The organism is Micropruina sp. (assembly GCF_047606665.1).
GTDB lineage: Bacteria > Actinomycetota > Actinomycetes > Propionibacteriales > Propionibacteriaceae > Micropruina.
Genome location: NZ_JASGEF010000057.1, coordinates 45,569 through 64,765, shown reverse-complemented (window position 1 = coordinate 64,765; position 19,197 = coordinate 45,569). Strand labels below are relative to the sequence as shown.

Sequence of the window (19,197 nt, the reverse complement as noted above, 5' to 3'; positions counted from 1 at the left end):
GCAAAGGAGTGATGCCCCTGACCTAACCCCGGCAGGGAGATCAGCTGGCCACCAACAAGGACATCACGTGACCACCCACAAGGAGATCACGTGACCGCCCACAGGGAAGTCCCAATGGCCATTGACATACGCTTTCGAAGACGAGCGCGGCGACGAGCATCGGGTAGACCCGCCACCGGCGCCGGTCACGACGCAGTAGATTCACCATCTCGACGCGATAGTCACCCTCCGGCGGCTGGGTCAGTTCTCCGCTGAGCCGCGCGAACGCGTCGTATTCGTAGGGTGTCTGGGAGAGTTCTCGAACGGGCGGCGGCCCGGAGGGGTCGCTCTCGCCGACCCGAGCGGAATCGACCCGCTCATCTGATTCCGTCCACGTCGAGGGGTCCGCCGCCCTCCGTGGGCGGATCTGTCGGTCCCAGGTGGGTCCGTCGGCATCGGCAAGGCGCAGATGTCGCCCGACGGGTGTTGGGTAGGCGCGCCGGTGCGGGGCGCTCTCCAATCCGCGCCGGGTCGCCGGTTCTAACGCTCTGGACTGGGGTGGTCGGCCCTCACCGTCGATGGACCGGTCAACCCCCCGTGCCGGTCGCGGGCGCGCAACAGTAGGCCCTTGCATTAACTTACCCCCCGTGAACCCAAAAATCCGGACGCCCCCCGACGTCCACCTGAACGCCCCCCGGCATCCAAGGGCTCGACCATAACGCATTCCGGAGTCAGCGCGCGGATCCGTCGGGCCCGCGGTCGGGTGCCTTCTGTCGCACGGGAGCCCGCCACGAGGTCGGCATGGTCGCCGCCGAACGCCGTCGGCCGGCCGAGGGGTGGCTCTGGCAAGGGGAGATGTCGTCGCGGCTGCCAGTTCGACGCCACGATGGCCGAGGACGGGCCGCATCGCGGTATTTCACATGCGTGTTACACGGTGGAAAAAGGGGACGCCATTGGGCGTCCTAGCGTGTCGTATCGCCAACCCAGCGGATCGGCTGGGTTGGCCCGCCCGGACCCGTCCGGGTGGTAGCAAACGGGAAGGCTCCCCATGACACGCATCGAAAACCTGCCGGCTGCGGCAGAAGCGAAACCCGAAGACATCGTAGAGGCGGCCGGCCTGCCGGTCGGCTCGGGCAATATGAAACCGGAATACGATCCACGGCTCGCCAACGAAGACCTGGCGCCGTTGCGCGAGCAGAAATGGTCGTCGTACAACATCTTCGCCTTCTGGATGTCGGACGTGCATTCGGTCGGCGGCTATGTGACCGCCGGCTCGCTGTTCGCGCTCGGCATCGCCAGCTGGCAGGTGCTGGTGGCGTTGCTGATCGGCATCGTCATCGTCCAGGTGTTCACCAATCTGGTCGCCAAACCGAGCCAGCAGACCGGTGTGCCCTATCCGGTGATCAACCGGGCGATCTACGGCATCAAGGGAGCCAATATTCCGGCGATCATCCGCGGCCTGATCGCGATCGCCTGGTACGGCGTCCAGACCTTCCTGGCGGCCGAATCGCTGAACATCATCTTCCTCAAATTCTGGCCCGGCAGCGCCGCGCTGCTCGACGTCGGGTTCCTCGGGCTGTCCGCGCTCGGCTGGATCTCGTACGCGATCCTATGGTTCGCACAGGCCGCCTTGTTCTGGAACGGCATGGAGACTATCCGGAAGTTCATCGACTGGGCCGGTCCCGCGGTCTACGTGGTGATGATCGTGCTGGCCGGCTACCTGGTCTCCCAGGCCGGCTGGCAGAACATCAGCCTGGACCTGTCCGCCGGCGAGCCGATGGACTTCTGGGCGTCCATCCCGGTGATGATCACCGCGATCGCGATCGTGGTGTCGTATTTCTCCGGGCCGATGCTCAACTTCGGCGACTTCGCCCGCTACGGCAAGTCGTTCACCGCGGTGAAGAAGGGCAACTTCTGGGGGCTGCCGGTCAACTTCTTGTTCTTCTCGCTGCTCACCGTGATCACCGCCTCGGCCACCGTCCCGGTGTTCGGCGAACTGATCACCGACCCGATCCACACCGTGGAGCGGATCGACACCCCGTTCGCGATCCTGCTGGGCGGCCTGACCTTCGTCACCGCCACCGTCGGCATCAACATCGTCGCCAACTTCATCTCGCCGGCCTTCGACTTCTCCAACGTCGCGCCGCACAAGATTTCGTGGCGCAGCGGGGGCATGATCGCGGCCGTCGGCTCGGTCATCCTGCTGCCCTGGAACTGGTACTCCAATGCCGACGCCATTCACTACACGCTGGGCGTGCTGGGTGCGATGATCGGCCCGCTCTTCGGCATTCTGATCGCCGGCTATTACGTCGCGGCCAAGCAGCGGATTCTGGTCGATGCCATGTTCACCATGTCCGAGAAAGGGGCCTACTGGTACACCAAGGGCTACAACAAGAACGCGGTGTACACGGTCTTGGGGGCTGGAATCCCGACGATTCTGATCGGCGTCCTGCCGAAGCTGATCGCCGATCTGGGCGGCTTCGACGTGTCCTGGCTGGGCAATTTCACCTGGTTCATCGGCTGCGGACTCGGCTACCTGATCTTCGTGCTGCTGGAGCGCGCGAACCCGCAGGTGCCGTCGCTGGACGACCTCACCGCCGGGGTCTCCGACGGCCGCGTCGAGGTGGCTGGCGGCACGATCGATCTGCAGCCGGCCGCCAAGTGATCCGATGCGGATCACGCTGATCAACCCCAACACCTCACGAGCGATGACCGCGAAGATCGGGGCCGCCGCACGGGAGGCGGCGGGGCCGGACGTCGAGATCGTCGCCGTCTGTCCCGAGGACGGGCCCGCGGCGATCGAAAGCCACTGCGACGACGCCTATGCCTCGGTCGGCATCATCGAACTGATCCTGGCCGACCAGGTGGCCGGCGGCAGCGATGGCTATGTGATCGCCTGTTTCGGTGATCCGGGGGTTGACGCTGCTCGCGAGTTGGTCGAGGTGCCGGTGGTGGGCATCGCCGAGGCCGCCATGCATGTGGCGGTGTTGTCGGGGCGCAGCTTCGGCATCGTCACCACGCTGTCGCGCACCCTGGGCCGAGCCCGTGACCTGCTGCACCGGCACGGCTTCGAACGGGCCTGCGTGGCCGCCTACGGGACCGGCATCCCGGTGCTCGACCTGGAGGACGCCACCGGCGCGGCGCTGGACGAGATCGCCGGCTGGTGCGAACGGGCCGTCCGCGACGATGGTGCGGACGTGGTGGTGCTGGGTTGCGCCGGCATGGCCGATCTGTGCCGCCGACTGGCCGACCGGGTCGGCGTGCCGGTGGTGGACGGCGTCGCGGCGGCCGTCGGACTGGTCACCGCGATGGTCCGGATGCGGGTCGGTACCAGCAAACGTGACGAGTACGCCCTGCCGCCCCGGCTGCGCTGACGCCTCAGTGGACCGCTGCGGTGGGACGTCCGCCGGGGTTACGCTGCGATCATGCAGATTACCCACCTCGGACACGCGGCGGTACTGGTCGAGGTCGCCGACCGGCGAATCCTGATCGACCCGGGCAATTGCTCCAGCGCCTGGCGCGATGTCGCCGACCTGGACGCCATCCTGGTCACCCACCAGCACCCCGATCATGTCGACCCCGAGCATGTCGGCGCGTTGATCGACAACAATCCCGATGCGCGGGTCTACGTCGAACCGCAGGTGCTGGACGCCGTCCCGCTGTCGCGTGGTGAGGGCCTGGCCGCCGACGACAGCATCGAGCTCGGCGGGGTCCGGGTGGACGCCGTGGGCGGCTGGCATGCGATCATCCACCGCGACATCCCGCAGATCGGCAATGTCGGACTGGTGATCTCCGCCGAGGGTGAGCCGACCCTGTTCCATCCCGGCGACTCGCTGGCCACCGTGCCGGCCGGGGTGGACGTCCTGGCGATTCCGGCCTACGGGCCGTGGGCGGCGATGAAGGAGACCGTCGACTTCGTCCGTGAGGTGAAGGCGCCGGTGGGCTTCCCGATCCACGACGGGCTGCTGCACGAACGTGGCTTCCAGCTGGTGCTGGGCCGGATGAACGCGATGACCCCCACCGACGTCCGAGATCTGCGGGACGGCACCGCCTGGACGCCGGGCTCCTGACCGGCGATCAAGCGCGATGGTGTAGCACAGGATCATTCGGCATGCGGGAACGCCTTGCCGTGTCAGTGGTGTCGATCGGTGAACTGGAACTGGGGGTGCTGGCAGCGGTCGACGCCGACGCGCGGGCACGGCGCGGCGAGACGCTGGCGCTTGCCCGTGAGGCGGATCCGCTTCCGGTGACCGAGGCTGTCATCTCGGAGTGGGCGCGCCTGATCATCTCCTGCCGAGCAGCGGGAAATTTCATCGGACGGTGCGGCTAACAGACGCCCTGATCGCTGCGACCGGTGTTGTTCATGGACTGCCGGTCGTCACCCAGGACGCAGATTTCGATCAGGTCGCGCTCGCACACCCGGCCCTGCAGGTACTCCGTGTCTGACGCACGCGGTTCAGAAGCCGTCCAGGTCGCGGCTGATCGGCGGCTCGGTGTGGCCCAGGTCGGCCCAGACGAAGCCAGGGACGCCGGCGAAGAAGGCCACCAGGAAGTCGGCGCAGTGCATGATCCGCTCCGGGGTGTTGTCGCCTAGGTCGAAGCGGACGCGTCCGGATTCGATTGCGAACGGCAGCGGCCGGGCACTGAGCATGAACTCCAGCTGGCGCGGGTGGAAGACGTCCGAGGCGAACTTCGGGTAGCGGCTGCGCACCTTGAAGGCCCGGTCGAAGTCGCTGGATTCGAACCGCACCCGGTTGCCCCAGCCCGGCCAGTTCACCGACAGGTCGCCGAAGTGCCAGGGCAGAAGGAACTCCAGGATCTCCTCGGAATGGTTGTCGGTCACCGTCCGGGTGGTGGTGTTGCCGTTGGCGTCGGTGCTGGTCTCGGTGTGGTCGGTCTTCCAGTGGTGGGTGAACGCGATCATCCGGATGCCGTGCACGTCGCCGACCACCACGTCGCGGGCCTCGTGGCTGTAGCCGGAGCTGGTGACCGTGACCTGGTCGAGGAAGCGGTCGTCCTCGGGGCGGTAGATCCAGCTGGGCCGCTGGTACAGGCTCAGTTCGGACGGCGGCGCCGGGGCCTCGAACGCAGCCAGGGCCGGCGACGCCAGGGCCTGGGCGATCGGGGCCAGCGCCTCCAGGAAGGCTCGCATCGCCTGCGCCTCGCGGGGGACGCCGAGCGCGACCAGGCGGGCGCCGTCCACCGACAGGTCCACCCGATGACCGCCGGCGGCCATCGCGTCCATGGCGGCGCCGATCGCCGCCAAAGCCGCCTCTGCCCAGGACGGATCCTTGGCGGTCATCGTCCACGGGCCCACCGTCCGCTGCATGCCTTCGGCGCCCGGCCGCGGGGTGGTGCCCACGAACAGCTCGGGTAGCGGACGGGGCAGCATCAGCGCGGCGACGTAGCCCAGCGAGTTGTACTCGAAAACGGCGAACGGGACGCCGGCGCTGGTGGTGCCGCTGATCAGGTCGTCGATCTTCCGGTTGTAGCCGATCCCGAACGGCGGGCAGTTCAGGCCGTAGCTGCGATCCAGGGTCGGCGAGCCATCGAACGTCCAGCCCTGATCGCGCAGCGACTTCAGGTAGCGCTGCCGGCGGATGACGAAGAACGCGAGGACCAGACCCCCGATGCTCAGCAGGAGGATCAGCCAGGGACCGAGGGAGGAATTCACTCGCGCAGCCTAACGGCCGACGGGTCTACGACCCCTCAGGCCAGGTTGACGGTGACCGTCGAGCCGACCGGCGCCTTGGTGCCGGCCTTCGGGTCCGTGCCGACCACCCGGTCGAAGCCGAAGTTGATCAGCCGGTTCACCTGCACCGTGAAGCCGGCCTTGGTGAGAATCTCGCGGGCCCGGGCGAGGTAGTAGCCGCGGACGTTGGGCACCGCCTTCATCACCGGTCCCTTGGACACCACCAGGTTGACGGTGTCGCCACGATGGACCTCGCCGGCGGGCGGATCCTGACTGATGATGTCGCCCTTGTCGACGTCCGGATCGTTCTGTTCGGTCTTCTCGACCGTCAAACCCAGCGCCTTGAGCGCCTTCTTGGCGTCTGCGTAGGGCTTCTTGGTCCAATCGGTCAGGGTGACCGGCGCCGGACCCAGCGACATCACCAGGTCGACCGCGGTGCCGCCTTTGAGCGGGGTCCCCTCGGCGTAGGAACTGCTCGCCACCGTGCCCAGCGGCGCCTTGTCGTCGTAGGCCTCGGTGACCGTGCCGACCTGTAGCCCGATCCGGGTCAGCGCGTCGGTGGCACGGGTCAGGTCGAGCCCGCGCAATGCCGGCACGTTGAACCGCTGCGGACCCTTGGACAGGAACGCCTTGATGGTGCCGCCGTGCACGATGCGTTCACCGGACGCGGGCTCCGTCCGGGTCACCAGCCCGGTGGACACGTCCTCGGAGTACTCGCTGTCGAAGGTGATCTGCAGCCCGGCCGTCCCGGCCGCGGCCTGCGCCTGCGTCTGGCTCAGCTTTCCCAGCGCCGGAGTGCTGGTGTACTGGCCGGCGAACACCCACCAGAGCCCGGTGCCGACCAGCAGCACCGCCAGGATGCCGGCGGCCAGCGCCGGCCAGCGCCGCCGCGGACGGCCGGGCGGCGGCTGGTCGACCGGGCCGTCGTAGTAGGGCATGCCGTCGGTGATCTCCGGGAAGCCAGGGCTGACCGGGGTCGACGGCGTGAACCGCAGGGTGGGGACGCGATCGCCCTCGCTCGGGCTGCGCAGCGGCACCGGTTCGGTGATGTGGTTCTCCGGGTCGAGCGTGGTCCGCTTCATCCGCTCGGTCAGCGCCGGGTCGTCCATCACGCCGCGCGACAGCGCCTCACGGGCCTGGCGCAGGTGGTCGAGCAGCACCCGTGCGTCCACCGGGCGATCGGACGGCCGGCGCGCGGCCGCCGTGGTGACCGCGGCGTCCAGGTAGGGCGGGATGCCGTTGCGGGATTCCCGCCACGACGTCTTGACCACGCTGGACGGCGCCGGAATCGCCTTGTGCACATGGGCGTAGGCGACCTGGATCGGGTTGTCGCCGGTGTGCGGCTTGGAGCCGGTGAGCAGTTCGTACAGCACGACGCCGAGGGCGTAGACGTCGACCCGCGGGTCGGCCTTGCCGTGGGTGACCAGCTCGGGGGCGATGTAGCTGACCGTGCCGATCAGCATGCCGGTGGCGGTGGCGCTCTGCGCCGACACCGCGCGGGCCAGCCCGAAGTCGGCGACCTTGATCTGCCCTCGGTCGGAGATCAGCACGTTCTCGGGCTTGATGTCGCGGTGGATCAGCCCCGATTCGTGTGCGGCCGCGACCGCGGCGGTGACCGGGATCAGCAGGTCGAGGGCCCGTTCTGGGCTGAACGAGCCTTCGCGGGTGATCAGGTGCCGCAGCGTGCAGCCCTCGACGTACTCCATCACGATGAACGGACGCCCGCGATGCAGCCCCTGGTCGAAGACCGACACCACGTTGGGGTGCGACAACCGGGCGGCGGCGCGTGCCTCGCGGTCGAATTTGCCGATGAAGTCCTGGTCGTCGCCGAGACCCTCGTGCATCATCTTGATCGCGACGGTCCTGGTCAGCCGCTGGTCCTCGGCCAGATAGACGGTGGCCATGCCACCCCGAGCGAGCTTGCGCTGAATGGCATAGCGCCCGTCCAGCAACTCACCCACCAAGGGGTCGCTCGTGCTCACAGTCGTCACCATCGCTCCGGACAAGTCAGGGGAAGTAGGCCGTCCAGACCTGCGGCGAGTCTAGGTCGGGTGGAGCAAACACCGGGGAGCGACCCGCCGACAGCGGCTGAGAGCCTTTCCAGCGGATTCCGTGGTAATGCGGAGCACTCGTCGGCGGTTACGTACGCTGACCAGATGACGATTCTGCGGGGGCTCGACGTCCGGTTGCGGTTGGCTCGGCTGTTTTGCGTCACGGACGCCAGGCTTCGCACCGGCGATCTGCCCGGTTTTGCCGCCGGGGTGCTGGACGCCGGTGTCGATCTCGTCCAGTTGCGGGACGAGGCGGCGTCCGATGCCGAGAAGCTCGCGGCGCTGGAGACGTTACGGGCCGCCGATCGGGGCCGCGGACTGGTGTCGGTGTATGCCGATCCGGCGCTGGCCAGGGAGTTCGGTGCCGATGTGCTGCAGCTGCCGAAGGGCGGCCCGGACCCGGCGAAGGCCCGCCGCTACGTCAGCCGTTGGGCGCTGCTCGGCCGGCCCTGCTACACGATCGCCGATCTGGACGCCGCCTTCGCCGACGACGGCATCGACTTCGTGACACTGGGCCCGGTCTACGCCCGCCTGCCCTGGTCATCCGACCTGCCCGGACTCGACCTGGTGCGGCACGCCGCTCGGGTGGCGCCGCCCGCGACGCCCGGCTCGAAGCCCTGGTTCGCGATCGGCGGGATCACCGCCGACAATCTCGGCGAGGTGCTGGCGGCCGGTGCCCGCCGGGTCGCCGTCGGCCGCGCGATCACCGCTGCCGCCGAACCGGCCCGGGCGGCACGCGGTTTCGCCGACCGGTTGCGGGCCGCCTGGGGCGACGAATTCGACGCGTTCACCCTTGACGCGCTGCGATAGCGGGTCCGATGTGCTTTCGTAGTCCACGCCGAACCGATTCAGGTCCACCCGCGCTCGGCGTACCCGGCGAATCGGTCCCAAGCTTCGGGAAAGATCGCGCCGACCCCTTCGGTGATCCAGTCGACTTCTTCCCTGCTGGTCGTGGTGACGGCGAACAGCACGATGCCGATCACCCGCTCCGGATGAGCTTGTGCGTAGGCGAGCGCGAGGGTCGATCCCCAAGAGGCGCCATTGACGATCCATCGGTCGACGCCGCGCGCTGTGCGTAGCGCCTCGATGTCGGCGATGAGGTGCGGCGTGGTGTTGCCGTCCAGCGATGTCGCCGGATCGGACGCGTGCGGCCGGGAGCGTCCGCAGCCACGTTGGTCGAAGCCGATGACCCGCGTTCGTCGCAGATCGAAGCGGTGCCGGTAGCCACCCGTTCCGGGGGCACCACCTGGGCCACCATCCAGATACAGGGCCGGCACTCCGGCGGAGGAACCCCACTCTTCCCAATAGATCTGCTGCCCGCCGGTGACCTCGAGCATGCCGTGTGCCACCGGCCGGTCTCCGACCGAGGTCACGCTATGCCGCCCGGCTGGTGGAGAGCTCGGCCAGCCGGCGCAGGGCGGTGACCGCCTCGTCGCGCAGCGGGGCGTCGTCCAACGCGGCCAGGGCCTGCTCCAGGTCGTCGGCGATCCGGCGCTCGGTGGCGTCCAGGGCTCCGGAGCTGACGATGATTTCGCGGGCGGCGGCGATGTCGTCGGCGTCCAGGTCGGGGTTGCCGAGCAGCCCGCCGAGGCGCTCTTTGGCGGTCTCGGACGCCAGCTGCAGGGCGTGCGCGACCAGCACCGTCCGCTTGCCTTCGCGCAGGTCGTCGCCGGCCGGCTTGCCGGTCACCTCCGGTTCGCCGAAGACGCCCAGCACGTCATCGCGGAACTGGAAGGCCCGGCCCAGGGGGGAGCCGTAGGCGGCCAGCGCGGTCAGCGCCTCGGCGGAGCCGCCGGCCAGCGCGGCCCCGATCTGCAGCGGCCGGATCACCGTGTACCGGGACGTCTTGAACTCCACTACCCGCGGCACAACGGCCATCAGGTCGGCGGTGCCGATCGGCTCGACCTGAGCCACCACGTCCAGGAACTGACCCCCGGTCACCTCGGTGCGTACCGCGTCCAGCAGCGGAATGCCGCGGCCAAGCGCCTCGGCGGGCAGCCCGGACGAGGTGAACAGCTCCATCGACCAGACCAGCAGCAGGTCGCCGAGCAGGATGGCGCCGGCCCGTCCGAAGGCTTCCGGCGAGCCGGCCAGCCCGTGCTCGGCATGCCAGCGTTCGAACTGCCGGTGTGCCGCCGGCAGCCCGCGGCGGACGTCGGAGGCGTCCATCACGTCGTCGTGGACCAGTGCCGAGACATGCAGCAGATCCAGGCTGGCGGCCGCCCGCAGCAGAGGCTCGGGCTCGGTGGTCTCGGCGACCGACTGGTGCCCCCACCAGCAGAACGCCGGACGCAGCCGCTTGCCGCCGGCGGTGAATGCGGTGGCCAGATCGCTGAGCATCGCGGTGTGCCCGCCGAGGTCGGACAGCCGGTCGGACTGTGCGCCGAGGAAGTCCCGCAGGGTGCTTCCCACGGCATCCCGGAACGGCGCGCCAATCGGGTCGTCAGCAGCGAAGATGCCCATCCCCTGAGCCTACGGGGCGGCGCCCTACAGTGCTCGCCTAGGGTTGCTCTTCGTGTCCGTGAACCATGCCGAACCGGGACGCCAGCCGGCCATCGCCAACCTGCTGGCCGATACCGGAGGTCCGACCTTCAGCTTCGAGTTCTTCCCGCCCGCCGACGAGGCCGGCATGGACGTGCTGCGGCAGACGATCATGGACCTCGACCATGTCGGCCCGGACTGGCTGTCGGTCACCTACGGCGCCTCCGGGGCCACCCGCGACCGGACCATCTCGGCGACCACGTTCATCAAGACCCAGACCGCGGCGCAGACCGTCGGGCATCTGACCTGCGCCAGCCAGTCCGTCGACCAGCTGCTGGAGACCCTCGCGTCGTACCAGGCGGCCGGCGTCCGGCACATCCTGGCGATCCGCGGTGACATGCCGGGCGGGCCGACGGTGCCCTGGGTGCGGCACCCCCAGGGTCTGGCCAACGCCACCGAGCTGGTCGCCCTGATCGCCGGCAACTTCGACTTCGGCATCGGCGTCGCCGCCTTCCCCGACGTCCATCCGGAGCGGCGCGACGCCGATCTGGACGCCCGGCTGCTGCTTGCCAAGCAGGAGGCCGGGGCCAGTTTCGCGGTCACCCAGCTGTTCTTCGACGCCGACGCCTACTTCCGGCTGGTCGACCGGGTCCGGGCCATTGGCTGCACGCTGCCGATCGTGGCCGGCATTCAGCCGGTGACCAATGTGGCCCAGATCAACCGGTTCGCGGCGCTGTCCGGGGCCGAGCTGCCCGAGCGGGTGACCAGCCGGCTGCACGCGGTCGGCGACGACCCGGCGGCGGTGCGTCGGGTGGGCGTCGAGATCGCCACCGAACTCAGCGCCGACCTGCTCCGCGGCGGCGCCCCCGGTCTGCAGTTCTTCACCCTGAACCGGTCGCGGGCTACCTCAGCGATTCTCGCCAATCTCCGCCGGCTGGGTCTGGATCGACGCACACCAGTCGTTGTGTCGGACGAGTGAGCGCCACGTAGAGCACCCGGACGCCGCCCGGCGACTCGGCCACGATGTCGTCCGGGGCGACCACGACCACGCCGTCGTACTCCAGGCCCTTGGCCTGCAGCGGGGTGACCGCCACCAGCCGCGGCTCCGCAAGCTCCGCCACGGCCCGCTCGACCGCCGCGTGGCGCGACGGGGGAGCGATCACGCCGACCGTTCCCGCCAGCTCGCCCAGCAAGTGCCGAGCCCGATCGATGATCGTCGGCAGCAAGGCCTCCGGCGCCACCGCCAGCAGTTCGGGTTCGACCCCGGTGTGCCGGACGGCTTCGGGCAGGTCGGCGCCGGGAAAGCCGCGGCGGACGACGTCCGCGGCCAGCGCGAACACCTCGGCCGGCGAGCGGTAATTGACGCTCAGCCGGAACGACCGGCTGGGGGCATGCCCGATCAGCTCGGCGAGCGCCCGGTCGGATTCGGTCTGGTCGGCCCAGCTGCTCTGCGCCGGGTCGCCGACGATCGTCCAGGACGCGTGGGCGCCCCGGCGGCGCAGCATCCGCCACTGCATCGGGGTGATGTCCTGGGCTTCGTCCACCAACAGGTGCGCGTATTCCTCGTGTGCCGCGGCGTCCGGGTCGTCGACGATCTGGCGGGTCAGCCGGTCGGCGATGGTGGTCAGCTCGGCCACCTCGCCGCCCTCGATGAAGACCGGGTCCTCGGCGTCCGGTTCGGCCGGGACGGGTCCGAGCAGTTCCGCCAGTTCGTCCAGCAGCGCGATGTCGGCCACCGACCAGGTCTCGTGGTGGAACGACTCGGTCAGGACGCGCTGCTCGTCGGCGTTCAGCAGACCGACCGACACCATGCGGGTCACCGCCGGGTCGTCCAGCCGCCGCAACACCTCGGTGGGGCTCAGCGTCGGCCACCAGGCGTTGATGAACATCCGCCACTGGGCGCTGGCGGTGATCAGGTCGTCGATGGTCTCTCGGTCGAGCTCCAGCTCCTCGGGCACCTGCGCTGCCAGCTGCGTCAACAGCGCCTTCTCGGCCGCCTCCCGTGCCTGGTTCACCTTGTGCCGGGAGAGCACCTCGGCGCGCAGCCGATCGAGCGCGTCGGTGTCCAGGCTGACCGGTTCGCCCTTCACGGTGAGCAGCAGCCGGGCGCCGTCCGGGCCGGGATCGACCAGCGGCAGATTGACCAGCCGCTTCAGCAGCGGCGCCATCCGCAGCGAGCCTTTGACGGTGGCCGCGGTCGCGTCGTCGTTGCGGTCGGCGGCGAAGCCGAGCACGTCGGAGGCCACCGCACCGACCGAGCGCAAGGTCACCGAGTCTTCGCCCAGCGACGGCAGCACCCGTTCGATGTAGCTCATGAACAGCGCGGACGGCCCGACCACCAGGATGCCGCCGCGTTCGAAGCGGCGTCGGTTGGAGTACAGCAGATAGGCCGCGCGGTGCAGGGCGACGACCGTCTTGCCGGTGCCGGGACCGCCGGAGATGACGGTCACCCCGTGCGCGTCGGCGCGAATCGCCTCGTCCTGCTCGGCCTGAATGGTGGCGACGATGTCGCGCATGTGAGCGCCGCGGGCCCGTTGCAGGGACGCCATCAGCGCGCCCTCGCCGATTATCACCAGATCGCCGGCCTCGGCTGCGTCCAGCAGGTCGTCCTCGATGCTGATCACCCGGTCGTTGCGGCAGCGCAGCACGCGGCGTCGGGTGACGTCCATCGGGTTGGACGGCGTGGCCCGGTAGAACGGTTCGGCGGCACGGGCCCGCCAGTCGATCACCAGCGGCTCGTACTCCTCGTCGCGGACGCCGATCCGGCCGATGTAGCGCAGATCGCCGTCGGCCAGGTCGAGCCGGCCGAAGACCAGGCCTTCGTGTTCGGCGTCCAGCACCGCAAGCCGTTTCGCCGCCTGGAAGGCGAAGGCGTCCCGCTCGAACATCGCGGTGCCGTCTTCTTCGCGCATCCAGGTGCCGCGGTCCGAGGTGTAGATGGCTCGTCCGGCATTGGCCGCCCGGCGGGCGGAGGCTGCCGCTGTGGCGAGCTGCGCGTAGACGAGATCGACATGGGCCTGCTCGATGGCGAGTTCGCGGTCGAGGGCCGAGGCTGGCTGGGTCAAGAAACCTCCTGCTTGCCGTTTTGCCAGACCCGCCATTCTACGCCGATCGAATTGGCCGTCCAACGAGGGCGCGACGAACCGTGCGGCGCCGGCCGGAAGCGGACAACTCGACCGGGCCGCAAACTACTTCCCGGCGCGCCAAGAGCGCTCGAACGGCAGCCGCCAGGCATGCGGGGCGATCAGCTGATGGATCGAGTTCGGCCCCCAGCTTCCGGGTGCGTACGGTTTGACGGCCGGCGGGTTGGCCAGCATCGGGATCGAGCGTTCCCAGAGGCTCTCGATGCCTTCGGCGGTGGTGAACAGGGTGTGGTCGCCGCGCATCGCGTCCAGGATCAGTCGTTCGTAGGCCTCGAGCACGTCGTCGGCGCGGTCGGTGTCGTGCGTCGAGAACTGCATCGAAAGCTTGTCCAGCTTCATTCCCGGGCCGGGCCGCTTGCCGTAGTAGGACAGCGACACGCGGGATTCGTCGGCGAGATCGAAGGTGAGATGATCCGGGCCGGCCGAGCCCACTCCGGAATCCGCCGGGAACATCGTGCGAGGGGCCTCTTGGAACGCGATCGAGATGATCCGCTGGCCCTCGGCCAACTGTTTCCCGGTCCGCAGGTAGAACGGGACGCCGGCCCAGCGCCAGTTGTCGAGATGGCAGCGCAGCGCGATGAACGTCTCGGTGTCGGAGTCACGGGCCACCCCGGGAAGCTCGCGGTAGCCGCTGAACTGGCCGCGGACGACGTCGGTGGGCAAGATCGGCAGCAGCGCGCGGAAGACCTTGTTCTTCTCCTCGCTGATCGATGCGGGGTCGAGCGCCGTCGGCGGCTCCATCGCCACGAAGGCCATCACCTGGAACAGGTGGGTGACCACCATGTCCTTGTACGCCCCGGTCGATTCGTAGAAGCCGGCGCGCTGATCGAGGCCGAGCGTCTCGGGCACGTCGATCTGGATGTGATCGATGAAGTTGCGGTTCCAGATCGGTTCGAACAGGCCATTCGCGAAACGCAGCGCGAGTACGTTCTGGGCGGCTTCCTTGCCGAGAAAGTGATCGATTCGAAACACGTTCTTCTCATGGAAGACTTCGTGCACCTGTCTGTTGAGGGCGACCGCTGACTCCAGGTCGGTGCCGAACGGCTTCTCCATGATCACCCGCGCCCGGTCGACCAATTTCGCCCGGTCGAGCATGCTGATGACACTGAGGGCTGCGGCCGGTGGGACGCTCAGGTAGTGCAGGCGCCGGCAGCCCGCGCCGAGTTGCTTCTCGGCCGACTTCACCGCTGCGGCCAAGGCTTCGGGGCCCGCCCCGGTCGACACGTAGCGCAGGTTGGCGGCGAAGGCGTCCCACTCGTCGGCGGGCAGGGCACGTTTCCCGAAGTCGTCGACCGCTCGCTTGGCGAACGCCCGGAAGTCGTCATCGGACATCTCGTCCAGCGAGGAGGCCACCACGATCATCTCCGGCGCGAGGTGCGAACTGGCCAGGCGGGCCAGGCCGGGGATCAGCTTTCGCCGGGAGAGGTCGCCAGTGCCGCCGAAAAGCACGACGACGTGTGGAGGGGTTGTCTCCGCTTCCTTCCGGTAGGGTCGCGCCGACGGGGCCGGGTAGGCAATTGTTTGTGCCTCAGAACTCGCCATTGACGAAGTCTCGCACTATTTCCAGCGGTGCCGGAAGACCCGATCGGATATTTGAAGACCGATGGCGCTACTCGGTTGGATCGGGCGTGCGCAGCCAGGCGCAGACCATCGCGGTCAGATCGGCGATCGCGGCGTCCAACGATCCGGGAGTGTCCATCCGGACGCCGAACGTGGCCTGGATGGTGGGTGCGTTGGTGACCCGGAACAGCGCGACCGCGCTCATGTACAGGTGCAGGTCGACGGCCGCGACCTCACGAACGAAGCTGCCGTCGGCGCGGCCGCGCGCCAGGATGTCGTCCAGGGTCTGCAAGATCGGCAGGTTGGTGCCGGCCTGCCGGCTGGAACGCCGCAGATGGGTGGCGTTCAGGGCATTCTCCGAGGCCACCAGGCGGGCCAGTTCGGGATGCGTGTCGTGCCAGCGCAGGGTGTGGTCGATCAGCCGCGCGAGCGCCTCGCGCGACGGCAGATGGGTCAGGTCGAGCGCCTTCTCGGCGGCCCGGATGTCGGCGTAAGCCCGCTCCAGGACGGCGGTGAACAGCCCGTCCTTGTCGCCGAAGTAGTAGTAGATCATCCGTTTGGTGGTGGAGCTCTTCGCGGCGATCTCGTCCACCCTGGCGCCGAAGTATCCGAGCCGGGCGAACTCGGCGGTCGCCACGTCGAGCAGTTCGGCACGAGAACGCGGGGCGCTGCGGGTTCTGCGGGCGGCTGGCGCCGCGGGCTGGGAGGCGAGTTGGGTCGCGGGCTCGGCCGGCATGGCCGCCACTGTACGCCGAAGCGGCGCGGCCGAGTTGGTCAGGAGCGTTGCCGAAGCAGCAGGACGAGGTTGACGACGGCGGTGACCGCACCGACGCTGAGGAAGAGCCAGCCGAACAACTGGGCGGTGCCGACCCCGTTGCTGCTCATGTACCAGCCGGCGACCAGCAGGAGCACGGCCATGGCCAGGCCGACACCGGGCTGGGTGGTCGGTTTCATTCAGAACTCCTCACTGGGTGGGCAGCCGTTCGGCTGCCCACCCAGGGTACGGACGGGCGATGGTCAGGCCGAGGCCTTGGCGGCCTTCGCGTCGGCGATGGCCTGATTGCGCAGCCGGTGGTATTCGGCCTCAGGAACCGGCTGAGCGCCGGGAACGCCGAGGTCGTCGCCGTGCAGCCGGTAGGTCTCCGGAGACTTCCAGGCTGCGACGGACGCGACCACGCACAGCGCGAGGGTCAGCGTGCCCACCGTCATCACCACGCTGGTCGATCCCGGCGGGGCCACGATCGGGAACACCAGCACCATGGCCGACGAGGCGACGGTGCCGAGGTTCTGGGCGATCGCCATCGAGCTGACCCGTGTCTTGGTCGGGAACAGCTCGGGGTAGAAGGCCGGGAAGACGGCGTTGTAGCCCTGGTACACCGCGCCCCACATGACCAGCGAGAACACGATCGCCAGCGTCACGTTCGCCTGGCTGATCGACCATAGGTAGCCGTAGGACATCAGGCCGCAGAGCACCGGCGCCCAGATCATCATCGGACGGCGTCCGATCTTGTCGGACAGGTTGCCGACCAGCGGAATGACGACACAGGCCACCACGTTGCCGAGCAGCGGGATCCACAGGTACACGTCCGCGTGGAAACCGATGCCGTAGTCCTTGTTGGTGGCGTAGGTGGCGCCGAAGATCGAGGTGGTGACCGCGATGATGTTGGTCAGCGCCATGCAGAACACCCGGCCGATCGCGCCGGGGTTCTCCCGGAATGCCTGCCGGATCGGGGACTCGGCGACCTTGCCCTCCTCCTGCTCTTCGGTGAAGGCGGGGGTCTCGTCCACTTTGCGGCGGATCAGGTAGCCGGCGATCACCACGCCCGCACTGAGCGCGAACGGAATCCGCCAGCCCCAGCTGTGGAACGCGTCGTCGGAGAGGAAGTGGGCCAGCGGCAGGAAGACCGCGGCGGCCAGGATCTGGCCGAACTGGGTGCCCTGCAGGGTGAAGCTGCCGAAGTAGCCGCGGCGTCCGAACGGCGCGTGCTCCAGGATCATCGAACTGGCGCCGGAGATCTCGCCGGCGACCGCGAAGCCCTGGACCAGGCGCAGCGCCATCAGCATGGCGGGGGCCAGGATGCCGACCTGCTGATAGGTGGGCAGCACGGCGACCAGCATGGTCGAGACGCCCATCAGCAGCATGCAGAGCACCAGCACGTTCTTGCGGCCGTGCTTGTCGCCCCAGGCGCCCAGGACGAAGGCGCCTATCGGGCGCGCCACGTAGCCGACCACATAGGTGCCGAGGGCGCCGATGATCGCCATCCGCGGATCGCGATTGTCGAACATGATGGTCGGGAAGATCAGGGCGGCGGCCTGGGCGTAGATGAAGAAGTCGTAGTACTCCAGGGCACTACCGATCCAGCCGCTGGCTGTCGCCTTTCCGGTTTGTTTTTCGTGTGTGGATGTTGCGGACATGAGAACCTCTCGTTCAGGGGCCACAAGGGCCGTGAACGCATCGCCTTCGATGCGTAGCCGGTGAAGTCCCAGGTTCTGCCCGGACCCCACTGGAGAGTGCGGTCAGGCAACCATTGCCCGGACCTGAGCATGCATTCGCGCGGCGTCGGGTGTGACGCCGGTGAACAGCTCGAACGCTTGGGCGGCCTGTTCTGCCGCCATTCCAGCGCCATCAACCGTGTGGCAGCCCGTTTCGCGGGCTAGCAACAGCAGTTCGGTGTGTAGTGGGAAGTACACAATCTCCGAGACCCACAGGTCAGGTCGCAGAAGTTCGGGGGGGACGGGGCTGCCGGGGTGGTGGGCCATGCCCATCGGGGTGGCGTTCACCACGCCTTCTGCCCCGTTCAGGGAGTCGGCCAGGTCGGTCCCGACCTCGATCCGGGCGGCGCCGAACAGTCGGCCCATCCGGTCCGCCAGATCGCGGGCACGCGCGGCGTGTAGGTCGTGCACGATCAGCTTCGGGGTGCCTAGGTCGAGCAGCGCGTAGGCGACGGCCGCCCCGGCCCCGCCCGCTCCGAGCTGGACGACGGTGCCCCGGCAGGCGTCCGGGAGGGCGTCGGCGAACGGCTTCTGGTAGCCGCACCAGTCGGTGTTGTGGCCGACTGCCCGGCCGCCGCGGAGCACTACCGTGTTCACCGCGCCCAGCGCGCTGGCCCGGGCGGAGAGCTCGTCCAGGCAGGGGATGATCGACTGCTTGAACGGGTGGGTGACGTTGAACCCGGAGAATCCGGACGTCCGCGCCCAGTCCACGACGGCGGCGAGATCGTCGGCGGTGATTCCCCAGTCGAGGCTGTCCAGGATCCGGTAGGACAGCCACATACCCTGTTCCCGGCCCTCCTGCTCGTGCAGGGCGGGGGTGCGCGAGGCACCGATGCCCTCGCCGAGCAGGAACAGCTGGTGGACGTCCGGACGGCATCCCTGGCCCCAGGGGCCGGTGCTCGTCGCGATGTCGGCGATCGTCGCGGTTCGGGTCATCGGTGGCTCCTCAAGCCGGTGGCCGGCTCGGCGGCGAGATAGTGGCGGGCGGTCTCCAGGCAGCGCCGGGCGTGCGCCTCGTCGCCGATGGCGGCCACCTGCTCGGCGTTGGGAATCTCCACGGAGTAGACCATCGCCGGCAGCGCCGCCAGCACCTCCGCAGGATGCGTGCCGCCCTCGCCGAGGTAGCTGCGGCCTGCCCGGATGATTCTGGCCATCTCGTCGTGCTCGGTGGGGATGTCGGCCGGAGCGTCGCAGATCTGGGCGAATTCGAACCATTCGGCGGGCAGTGCGGCCAGGTCGGCCACTCGTTCCCGTGAGCGGTGGAAGTGGTGCAGATCGATCATCAGCCGGGCGTTCGGCTCGTTCACCTGACGGAGCACGTCGACGGCGTCCGCCATGGTGGTGATGGTGGCCAGCGCCAGCCACTCCAGGTTCACCGTCATGCCGTACTGCGCGGCCAGCCGGCAGAGCCGGCCGAAGGCGTCCACCGAGTAGCCTCGGTCGGCGCTCCAGATGCTGGAGAGCAGATGCTTGGCGCCGATCTCGGCGCCGACCGCGAGCTCGGGTTCGTAGCTGCCCGGATCGACATCGTCGGCGATCCGGGCAAGTTCGATATCGTGCACCGGCAGCCCGGTCTGCGCCAGTGCCTCCCTGGTGGCCCGCAGCAGTGCCGGGTTCCGCGCCAGCGAGTGGTCCATGCCCGGCAGCCCGTCGCAGATCAGCCGCGGGCTGACGAAGTCGTAGCCGGTCCGTGCGGCGATCCGGACGAGTTCGGGCGTCGGGGTGTCGATGATCGTCAGGTGCCCCAGCGAATACTGCTGGGCCTGCGGATCGACGGTGACTGCGGCGGTCATGATCG

At 68.8% G+C, this 19,197-nt stretch carries 18 protein-coding genes; 7 read left to right on the top strand and 11 right to left on the bottom strand.

Annotation, left to right across the window (positions count from 1 at the left end):
- Positions 1-1,027 precede the first annotated feature (1,027 nt).
- The 5 genes from QM619_RS13755 to QM619_RS13735 are packed head-to-tail and all read left to right on the top strand — an operon-like array spanning position 1,028 to position 4,425.
- Positions 1,028-2,644: an NCS1 family nucleobase:cation symporter-1 gene (locus QM619_RS13755; protein ID WP_415109723.1), complete on the top strand. Its 1,617-nt coding sequence runs from the start codon at positions 1,028-1,030 to the stop codon at positions 2,642-2,644.
- 4 nt (positions 2,645-2,648) lie between these two features.
- Positions 2,649-3,353 (top strand): aspartate/glutamate racemase family protein, encoded by a 705-nt coding sequence (locus QM619_RS13750; RefSeq protein WP_415109720.1) that lies wholly within the window; start codon positions 2,649-2,651, stop codon positions 3,351-3,353.
- 51 nt (positions 3,354-3,404) lie between these two features.
- A complete protein-coding gene (locus QM619_RS13745) occupies positions 3,405-4,049 on the top strand; it encodes an MBL fold metallo-hydrolase (RefSeq protein ID WP_415109718.1) in 645 nt (214 codons plus the stop codon).
- Positions 4,050-4,090: 41 nt separating this feature from the next.
- Positions 4,091-4,309, top strand: coding sequence for a hypothetical protein (locus tag QM619_RS13740; RefSeq protein WP_415109726.1), 219 nt, complete (start codon positions 4,091-4,093; stop codon positions 4,307-4,309).
- Positions 4,249-4,425 (top strand): PIN domain-containing protein, encoded by a 177-nt coding sequence (locus tag QM619_RS13735; RefSeq protein WP_415109715.1) that lies wholly within the window; start codon positions 4,249-4,251, stop codon positions 4,423-4,425. The genes QM619_RS13740 and QM619_RS13735 overlap by 61 nt, the downstream gene beginning before the upstream one ends.
- Positions 4,426-4,435: 10 nt before the next feature.
- Here QM619_RS13735 and QM619_RS13730 read toward each other — a convergent pair whose 3' ends face one another.
- Positions 4,436-5,653, bottom strand: a complete 1,218-nt coding sequence (locus tag QM619_RS13730) for a hypothetical protein (RefSeq protein WP_415109712.1) — start codon at positions 5,651-5,653, stop codon at positions 4,436-4,438.
- 35 nt (positions 5,654-5,688) lie between these two features.
- A complete protein-coding gene (gene pknB, locus QM619_RS13725) occupies positions 5,689-7,653 on the bottom strand; it encodes a Stk1 family PASTA domain-containing Ser/Thr kinase (protein ID WP_415109709.1) in 1,965 nt (654 codons plus the stop codon).
- 174 nt (positions 7,654-7,827) lie between these two features.
- On the opposite strand from pknB, the gene QM619_RS13720 reads away from it, so the two are divergent.
- The gene (locus QM619_RS13720) at positions 7,828-8,532 is read left to right on the top strand and encodes a thiamine phosphate synthase (RefSeq protein ID WP_415109706.1); all 705 of its coding nucleotides are present in this window, start codon (positions 7,828-7,830) and stop codon (positions 8,530-8,532) included.
- 38 nt (positions 8,533-8,570) lie between these two features.
- Here QM619_RS13720 and QM619_RS13715 read toward each other — a convergent pair whose 3' ends face one another.
- Together QM619_RS13715 and QM619_RS13710 are read right to left on the bottom strand one after the other, a co-directional pair.
- Entirely contained in the window at positions 8,571-9,095 is a 525-nt protein-coding gene (locus tag QM619_RS13715) for an alpha/beta fold hydrolase (protein WP_415109703.1), read from the bottom strand.
- Between the two features lies 1 nt (position 9,096).
- Positions 9,097-10,185: a polyprenyl synthetase family protein gene (locus QM619_RS13710; protein WP_415109700.1), complete on the bottom strand. Its 1,089-nt coding sequence runs from the start codon at positions 10,183-10,185 to the stop codon at positions 9,097-9,099.
- Between the two features lie 52 nt (positions 10,186-10,237).
- Between QM619_RS13710 and QM619_RS13705 the strand changes: the two genes are divergently transcribed.
- Positions 10,238-11,182: a methylenetetrahydrofolate reductase gene (locus tag QM619_RS13705; protein ID WP_415109697.1), complete on the top strand. Its 945-nt coding sequence runs from the start codon at positions 10,238-10,240 to the stop codon at positions 11,180-11,182.
- Here the strand turns inward: QM619_RS13705 and QM619_RS13700 are convergent.
- The 7 genes from QM619_RS13700 to QM619_RS13670 all read right to left on the bottom strand — a co-directional run bounded on the left by QM619_RS13700 (position 11,106) and on the right by QM619_RS13670 (position 19,192).
- The gene (locus tag QM619_RS13700) at positions 11,106-13,304 is read right to left on the bottom strand and encodes a HelD family protein (protein ID WP_415109694.1); all 2,199 of its coding nucleotides are present in this window, start codon (positions 13,302-13,304) and stop codon (positions 11,106-11,108) included. The two genes, QM619_RS13705 and QM619_RS13700, sit on opposite strands and share 77 nt — an antisense overlap.
- 87 nt (positions 13,305-13,391) lie before the next feature.
- Positions 13,392-14,888, bottom strand: coding sequence for a glucose-6-phosphate dehydrogenase (zwf, locus tag QM619_RS13695; protein WP_415109691.1), 1,497 nt, complete (start codon positions 14,886-14,888; stop codon positions 13,392-13,394).
- A 67-nt stretch (positions 14,889-14,955) separates the two neighbouring features.
- Entirely contained in the window at positions 14,956-15,642 is a 687-nt protein-coding gene (locus QM619_RS13690; RefSeq protein WP_415109688.1) for a TetR/AcrR family transcriptional regulator, read from the bottom strand.
- 38 nt (positions 15,643-15,680) lie between these two features.
- Positions 15,681-15,860: a hypothetical protein gene (locus QM619_RS13685; protein ID WP_415109685.1), complete on the bottom strand. Its 180-nt coding sequence runs from the start codon at positions 15,858-15,860 to the stop codon at positions 15,681-15,683.
- Positions 15,861-15,923: 63 nt separating this feature from the next.
- A complete protein-coding gene (locus QM619_RS13680; protein WP_415109682.1) occupies positions 15,924-17,321 on the bottom strand; it encodes an MFS transporter in 1,398 nt (465 codons plus the stop codon).
- 102 nt (positions 17,322-17,423) lie between these two features.
- Positions 17,424-18,335, bottom strand: coding sequence for a shikimate dehydrogenase (locus QM619_RS13675; RefSeq protein WP_415109679.1), 912 nt, complete (start codon positions 18,333-18,335; stop codon positions 17,424-17,426).
- A complete protein-coding gene (locus QM619_RS13670) occupies positions 18,332-19,192 on the bottom strand; it encodes a sugar phosphate isomerase/epimerase family protein (protein WP_415109676.1) in 861 nt (286 codons plus the stop codon). Before QM619_RS13670 ends, QM619_RS13675 begins: the two co-directional genes overlap by 4 nt.
- Positions 19,193-19,197 lie beyond the last annotated feature (5 nt).

Bases quoted from the DNA above. Each gene is read 5' to 3' on its own strand.
- QM619_RS13740 (WP_415109726.1), top strand. From the start codon at position 4,091: ATGCGGGAACGCCTTGCCGTGTCAGTGGTGTCGATCGGTGAACTGGAA.
- QM619_RS13675 (WP_415109679.1), bottom strand. From the start codon at position 18,335: ATGACCCGAACCGCGACGATCGCCGACATCGCGACGAGCACCGGCCCC.
- QM619_RS13690 (WP_415109688.1), bottom strand. From the start codon at position 15,642: ATGCCGGCCGAGCCCGCGACCCAACTCGCCTCCCAGCCCGCGGCGCCA.
- QM619_RS13745 (WP_415109718.1), top strand. From the start codon at position 3,405: ATGCAGATTACCCACCTCGGACACGCGGCGGTACTGGTCGAGGTCGCC.
- QM619_RS13700 (WP_415109694.1), bottom strand. From the start codon at position 13,304: ATGGCGGGTCTGGCAAAACGGCAAGCAGGAGGTTTCTTGACCCAGCCA.
- QM619_RS13685 (WP_415109685.1), bottom strand. From the start codon at position 15,860: ATGAAACCGACCACCCAGCCCGGTGTCGGCCTGGCCATGGCCGTGCTC.
- QM619_RS13755 (WP_415109723.1), top strand. From the start codon at position 1,028: ATGACACGCATCGAAAACCTGCCGGCTGCGGCAGAAGCGAAACCCGAA.
- QM619_RS13750 (WP_415109720.1), top strand. From the start codon at position 2,649: ATGCGGATCACGCTGATCAACCCCAACACCTCACGAGCGATGACCGCG.
- QM619_RS13680 (WP_415109682.1), bottom strand. From the start codon at position 17,321: ATGTCCGCAACATCCACACACGAAAAACAAACCGGAAAGGCGACAGCC.
- zwf (WP_415109691.1), bottom strand. From the start codon at position 14,888: ATGGCGAGTTCTGAGGCACAAACAATTGCCTACCCGGCCCCGTCGGCG.
- QM619_RS13670 (WP_415109676.1), bottom strand. From the start codon at position 19,192: ATGACCGCCGCAGTCACCGTCGATCCGCAGGCCCAGCAGTATTCGCTG.
- QM619_RS13720 (WP_415109706.1), top strand. From the start codon at position 7,828: ATGACGATTCTGCGGGGGCTCGACGTCCGGTTGCGGTTGGCTCGGCTG.
- QM619_RS13710 (WP_415109700.1), bottom strand. From the start codon at position 10,185: ATGGGCATCTTCGCTGCTGACGACCCGATTGGCGCGCCGTTCCGGGAT.